Origin of the sequence: Streptomyces sp. BR123 (assembly GCF_013401435.1) — a bacterium.
Lineage (GTDB): Bacteria > Actinomycetota > Actinomycetes > Streptomycetales > Streptomycetaceae > Streptomyces.
Map to the genome: position 1 here is coordinate 1 of NZ_JACBGN010000383.1, position 6,119 is coordinate 6,119.

The window sequence follows — 6,119 nt, forward strand, 5'->3', positions numbered from 1 at the left end:
CGGCCAGGGCCCCCGCACACGCCGGCCCCCGGCGCCCCCGCCGTGACCGCCGGACTGGCCGGCGTCGGCCTGCTCCTCGCGGTCGGCGTGCTCGCCGGCGGCCCCCTCCAGGCGTTCCTGGACCGCATGGCCGGGGTCTTCGCGCTCGTCGCGCTCTCCTGCTCCGTGATGCTCGGCCTCGCCACCGTCTTCCGGGACGTCCTCACCCCCGCCCGCCGACAGCTCGCGCAGCAGGCGCACCGGGCCGCCGCCGTCGCCGGGGTCGGCTTCCTCCTGATCCACATCGGGGTGAAGGTCGGCGCGGACCGGGTCACCGCGGTCCAGGCCGCCCTCGGCTTCGGGTTCGGCAGCGGCAGCCTGCTCGTCGACCTCGGCACGCTCGCCGCGCAGCTCTTCGTCCTCGCGCTGATCACCGGCCTGTGGCGCGGCGTGTTCGCCACCCGCCGTTGGATCCGCCCCTTCCGTGTCCTGCACGGTCTGGCGTACGCCGGCTGGGCCGCCGGCCTCGTGCACGGCCTGGGCGCCGGCCGCACCCCGGCCCTGTGGGTGGTCGTCGCGTACGGCGCGTGCGCGGCGGCCACCGCCGCAGCGCTCGTCCACCGCTGGACCCGCACCCGGACCGGGACCCGCACCGGGCCGCGGCCGCAGCCCGGCGGCCGGCAGCCGCACTGACACGTGCGACCACCGCGTTCCGGCCGAAGGCGCCCCGCCTTCGGCCGGAACGCGCTGCCCGCGCCCGTCCGCGTAGAGCCGGTATAGATCGCCGGTCAAGGATCGAGGGTGTTGCATCCGCCACACGCGGATCGTGCTGACGAACCCCCCTCGAAGCCTTGGAAGGACTGGTCGCGCATGAGGACCGAGACGCACAGCCTCCGCCGACAGAACGGCGCCGGGTCCCCCGGATACGCGCTGCGCATGGACGCGGTCGTGAAGGAGTACGGAAAGAGCGGCCGGGGCGTGCGCGCGCTGGACGGCGTCTCGGTCGGCATCGAGCGGGGCTCGTTCACGGCCGTGATGGGGCCGTCCGGCTCCGGCAAGTCCACGTTCCTCCACTGCGCGGCCGGCCTCGACAAGCCGACCGGCGGCCGCGCGTACATCGCCGACACCGAGCTGAACGGCATGAACGAGACCCAGCTGACCCGGCTGCGCCGCGAGCGCATCGGTTTCGTCTTCCAGGCCTTCAACCTGATCCCGGCGCTGTCGGTGCGGCAGAACGTGGAGCTTCCGCTGCGCCTGGCCGGGGAGCGCCTGGACCCGCAGTGGCTGGAGGAGATCCTGCAGCGGGTCGGCCTGGGGGGCCGCGCCACGCACCGGCCCGCCGAGCTGTCCGGCGGCCAGCAGCAGCGCGTGGCGATCGCCCGCGCGCTGATCACCCGCCCGGACGTCATCTTCGGCGACGAGCCGACCGGTGCCCTCGACACGGTGACCGCGAAGGAGATCCTCGCCCTGCTGCGGTCCTGCGTCGACGAGACCGGCCAGACGGTGGTCATGGTCACCCACGACCCGGTCGCCGCCTCGTACGCAGACACCGTCCTGTTCCTCGCCGACGGCCGGATCGTCGACACGATGCACTCGCCGACCGCGGACCGGGTCGCCGACCGCATGACCCACCTGGGAGCGTGGGCCTGATGCTGCGCTATGCACTGCAGACCCTGCGCGCCCGCAAGGGCGGCTTCATCGGGGCGTTCCTCGCCCTCTTCTGTGCCGCCGCACTGGTCACGGCCTGCGGCATCCTCCTGGAGACCGGGTTGCGCGGCACCATCGGCACCGAGCGGTACGCCGGCGCCCCCGTCATCGTCAGCGGCGACCAGAACGTCCACCAGGTCACCACCAAGGAGAAGAAGAAGGGCAAGACCAAGACGAAGGAGAAGGCCAAGCCGCTCGGCGAGCGCGTCTGGATCCCCGCGGACACCGCGGGCAAGGTGGCCGCGCTGCCCGGGGTGAAGGCGGCCGTGCCGGAGGTGAACTTCCCCGCCTACGCGGTCACCCCGAAGGGCCAGGTGGTTCCCGGCGTCGACGGCAAGCCCTCGTACGGGCACGCCTGGACCTCGGCGGCCCTGACCCCGTTCGCGCTGGCCGAGGGCTCCGCCCCGGTCGGCGCGGACGAGGTCGTCGTGGACCGTGAACTGTCGGGCCGGGCCGGGATCAAGCCCGGCTCCGAGCTGACCGTGCAGTCGACGGGTGCGCCGCGCACCTACCGGGTGACGGGCATCGCGGCGCCCGTGGGCGCCGACCTGAAGCAGCAGACCTCCCTGTTCTTCTCCGACGCCGAGGCGGAGCGCCTCTCGGGCCGTGAGGGCGAGGTCGCCGCGGTCGGCGTGCTGCCCAAGCCGGGCGTGTCCGCCGACGACCTCGCCGTGCAGGTCAAGAAGGCCCTGGAGGGCACCACCGCGCAGGTGGCCACGGGCGGCGAGCGCGGCCCGGTGGAGTTCCTGGACGCCGCCAAGGCCCGGATCAAGCTGGTGTCCATGGGCGGCGCGATCGGCGGCACCTCGCTGCTCGTCGCGATCCTCGTGGTCGTCGGCACCTTCGCCCTGTCCATCCAGCAGCGCTACCGCGAGCTGGCGCTGCTGCGGGCCATCGCCGCGACCCCCAAGCAGGTGCGGCAGCTGATCGGCCGGGAGGCGCTGATCGTCGGCCTCCTCGCCGGTGTGCTCGGCTCGGTCACCGGTCTGCCCATCGCCTACTGGCTGCACGGCAAGTTCGTCGGCTTCAAGGCCATCCCGGACACCCTGGAGGTGACGTTCGGCGTCTTCCCGTTCTTCGCCGCCATCGGCGCGGCCCTGCTCGGCGCCTGGGCCGCGGCCCGGATCTCCGCCCGCCGCACCGCCCGGATCCGGCCCGCCGAGGCCCTGTCCGAAGCGGCCATGGAGCAGCGGAACTTCGCGTGGGGCCGACTGGGCGCCGGCGCGGCCTTCCTGGCCGGCGGCATCGTGCTCCTGGCGGTCCTCGCCGCGCTGCGCACCGAGCCCGCGTCCACGCCGGTCACGTTCCTGTCGGTCGTCGTCCTCGCGGTGGCGGTCTCGCTGCTCGGCCCGCTGATCGCCCGGATCGCGGTCGCCGTCCTCGGCGTGCCGCTGCGGGCCTCCCGGGTCGGCGGCTACCTCGCGACCGCCAACGCCCGCGCCAACACCAAGCGGCTCTCCGCCGCGATCACCCCGCTGGCCCTGCTGATCGGCATGGCCTGCACGGTGTTCTTCGTGCAGACCACCATGGGGGCGGCGGCCACCGCCCAGGCGAAGGCCGGCAACAAGGCGGACTGGGTCGTCGGCTCGGCCGGCCCGGGCGTGCCCGCGCAGGCCGCGGACTCGCTGCGCCGGGTGCCCGGCGTGACCGCGGTGACCGAGGTCGTCCGCACCTCCGTGCGCGTCGGACTGGAGAAGTACCCGGCGCAGGGCGTGTCCACCGAGGGCCTGACCAGCACCTGGGACCCGGGTGTCACGGGCGGCAGCCTCGACGGCTTCGGCGAGAAGAGCGTCGCGCTCAGCGAGGTCGCGGCCGACAGCCTGGGCAAGAAGCCGGGGGACACCCTCAAGCTGACCCTCGGCGACGGCACGCAGACCGAGCTGACGGTGGCCGCCGTGTACGAACGCGGCCTGGGCTTCGGCGATCTGACGATGGCCCACGGGCTGGTGTCGCAGCACGTCGACAACCCGCTGGCCTCCTCGCTGCTGGTCAAGACGGCCGGTGACGGCCGGGCCGGGCGCGGCGAGCTGCAGAGGGCGCTGGGGGGCCTGCCCGGCATCGGCGTCCTGGACCGCGGGCAGGTCGAGGACCTGCAGGCGGAGGTGCAGCAGTCCAACGCCGAGGTCAACTACGTGGCGATGGGCCTGATCATCGCCTTCACCGCGATCGCCGTGGTCAACACGCTGGCCATGTCGGTCTCGGACCGCACCCGCGAGTTCGCCCTGCTCCAGCTCGTCGGCACAACGCGGCGCCAGGTGATGGGCATGCTCCGGATCGAGTCCGTGATGGTGGTGCTGATCTCCGCGGTGCTGGGCAGCGGCATCGCCTTCGCGGTGCTGACCGCCTTCAGCATCGGGATGACGGGCTCCGCCTCGCCGTCCGTCGACCCGCTGATGTACCTCGGGGTGCTGGGCTTCGCGGCGCTGCTCGCGGTGCTGGCCACGGTGGTCCCGGGCCGGGTGGCCGTGTCCGGCCGCCCCGCCGATGTCATCGGCTCGCGCCAGTAGCCGGCCGCAACGGCCGGAGGGCCGGCCCCCGGTGGGGGCCGGCCCTCCGCGCGTGTGGCCGCCGGGGCGGGCGGTCAGTCGAGGACGGCGCCGCCGTCCTTGCGGTCCGCCCGGCTGCGCCGGTGGTCGAGGTGCGCGTACACCCGGTGCAGCCAGCGGTCCTGGCCGTCGTAGCGGGGCGTGAAGGAGGTCCGGCCGTGCACCGCGATCCGGTTGTCGACCACCGCGAGGTCGCCGACGCGCAGCGCGACCGCGGACATCGTCCGCATGAACGCCTCGCGGAGCTCGTCCATGGCGGCCGCGGCCTCGTCGTCCAGCGGGTGCGTCGCGGCGAAGTCCACCAGGACGTCGGGGTCGGCCAGGTCGCCGACCAGCACCGGGTGGGCCGGCGTCACCGAGTTCAGGGCGCCGAACGACGGCGGCGGCTCGGTGAGGAACCGCGGCGCGGCGAGCACCGACACCGTCCGCGCGGACAGCAGGGGAAGGGCCCGGCGCATCGAGGAGGTGCACAGTTTCGCGTCGCCCGTCGCATCCTCGCGGACACAGAGCAGGCCGACGTAGTCGGGCTTGTTCTCGTGGAACGCGTTTTCCACGTGGAGTTCCAGCAGAACGGAACCCGCATTGCTCTGGGACTGCTCGCTGCCCGGCACCGGAACGACGTTCTGGACGAGTGCGCCGGTCTTCTCGCTGCGATAGGCGATGACCTCGCCGAGCTGCAGCATGGCCGCGGTGACCAGGGCCGAGGCGACGGCCGGCACCCGTTCCACGGAGCCGGCCACGGTCGGCGTCACCGGAAGCGGCGTGTCCGCGACCACCGGCATGTTCCGCAGCAGCAGCACCCCGTCGGGCCCGGCGTCGTGCCGGAACCGGCGCAGCAGGGCGAGGACCGGCCGCGGCAGCATCGCGGAGGCGTCCCGGACCGTGTCCAGCCAGGCCGGATCGTCGATCAGGGCGGGGGAGGAGGCCAGGACGTCGGCCGCCAGGGCGAGCATCGCGTCCCGCTCGGTGTCGGTGAGCGCGACGGCGTCCGCCACCGGGGCGGCCGAGCCGAGCGTGAGGGTGTGCTCTCGAATGTGAGGCATGAAGGAATTTCCTCGGGTCGATGAAGGGTGACCCGAGTCAGTTTCCGGACCCGAACTATCCCGGCCCTATGGGAAAGGGGCCTTCCGGCCCCGTCGACAGGTATAGCCGAGCGATAGTTGCCCCCACCATTCTCATGGGGCGGCTTTGTCTCCGGACGTGTCCCGGCGAGGACTCGTGGCCGTACGTCCGCAATACGTCCGACGGGGGAGAAGAGAGGGGGATTCCATGGCATTACGCGAGGAGGGCGCTCCCGGCACGGCGATGTCCGTGGCCGGCGCGATGGCCGCCCGGGGGGAGGCGCACGTCTGGTGCTGGCGCCCGCCGGAGCGCACCGACCCGGCGGACCTGCCGCTGCTGGACACCGAGGAGTTCCGGCGCGCGCTGTCCCTGCCCGCCGAACGGGACGCCGCCGCCTTCGTCCGCTCCCGGGCCGGGGTCCGCCGGGCCCTGGCCCGCCTGTTCGGCCTGGAACCCGGGGAGCTCGCCCTGGGGCGGCGTGCGTGTCCCGGCTGCGGGGACGCCGGCCACGGGCCGCCCCGGCTCGTCGCCCCGCCGGTGCCGCTCGTGCTGAGCATGAGCCGTACGGCCGGGGCCTGCGTCCTCGCGGTCGGTGCCGGCTCGGCGATAGGCGTGGACGCCGAGGCGCTGCGGCCGGTGCGCGCCGGGGCCGCGGCCGATCCGGACCTGACCGCCGCCGAGCAGCGCCACCTCGGCGCCCTGCCGTCCGGCCCGGAGCGGGACGCGGCCTTCCACCGCGTCTGGACCCGCAAGGAGGCGGTGGTCAAGGCCACCGGCCTCGGCCTGTCCGGCACCGAACTGGGGCTGCTGGAAACCCATCCCGCC

At 74.1% G+C, this 6,119-nt stretch carries 5 protein-coding genes; 4 read left to right on the top strand and 1 reads right to left on the bottom strand.

All coding sequences use genetic code 11. The annotated features are described in order from the left end of the window. The 3 genes from HYE82_RS33220 to HYE82_RS33230 form a co-directional block, all read left to right on the top strand. On the top strand, nucleotides 1-672 hold a 672-nt coding region (locus HYE82_RS33220; RefSeq protein WP_218783341.1), incomplete at its 5' end, for a hypothetical protein. Nucleotides 673-915: 243 nt separating this feature from the next. Then, on the top strand, nucleotides 916-1,629 hold the full coding sequence (locus tag HYE82_RS33225; RefSeq protein WP_256988012.1) for an ABC transporter ATP-binding protein: 714 nt from the start codon (nucleotides 916-918) through the stop codon (nucleotides 1,627-1,629). Continuing rightward, nucleotides 1,629-4,193 (top strand): FtsX-like permease family protein, encoded by a 2,565-nt coding sequence (locus tag HYE82_RS33230; RefSeq protein ID WP_179177934.1) that lies wholly within the window; start codon nucleotides 1,629-1,631, stop codon nucleotides 4,191-4,193. The genes HYE82_RS33225 and HYE82_RS33230 overlap by 1 nt, the downstream gene beginning before the upstream one ends. 74 nt (nucleotides 4,194-4,267) lie before the next feature. Here HYE82_RS33230 and HYE82_RS33235 read toward each other — a convergent pair whose 3' ends face one another. After that, nucleotides 4,268-5,275 (bottom strand): TauD/TfdA family dioxygenase, encoded by a 1,008-nt coding sequence (locus tag HYE82_RS33235; RefSeq protein WP_179177935.1) that lies wholly within the window; start codon nucleotides 5,273-5,275, stop codon nucleotides 4,268-4,270. 226 nt (nucleotides 5,276-5,501) lie between these two features. Between HYE82_RS33235 and HYE82_RS33240 the strand changes: the two genes are divergently transcribed. Continuing rightward, on the top strand, nucleotides 5,502-6,119 hold a 618-nt coding region (locus HYE82_RS33240), incomplete at its 3' end, for a 4'-phosphopantetheinyl transferase superfamily protein (RefSeq protein ID WP_179177936.1).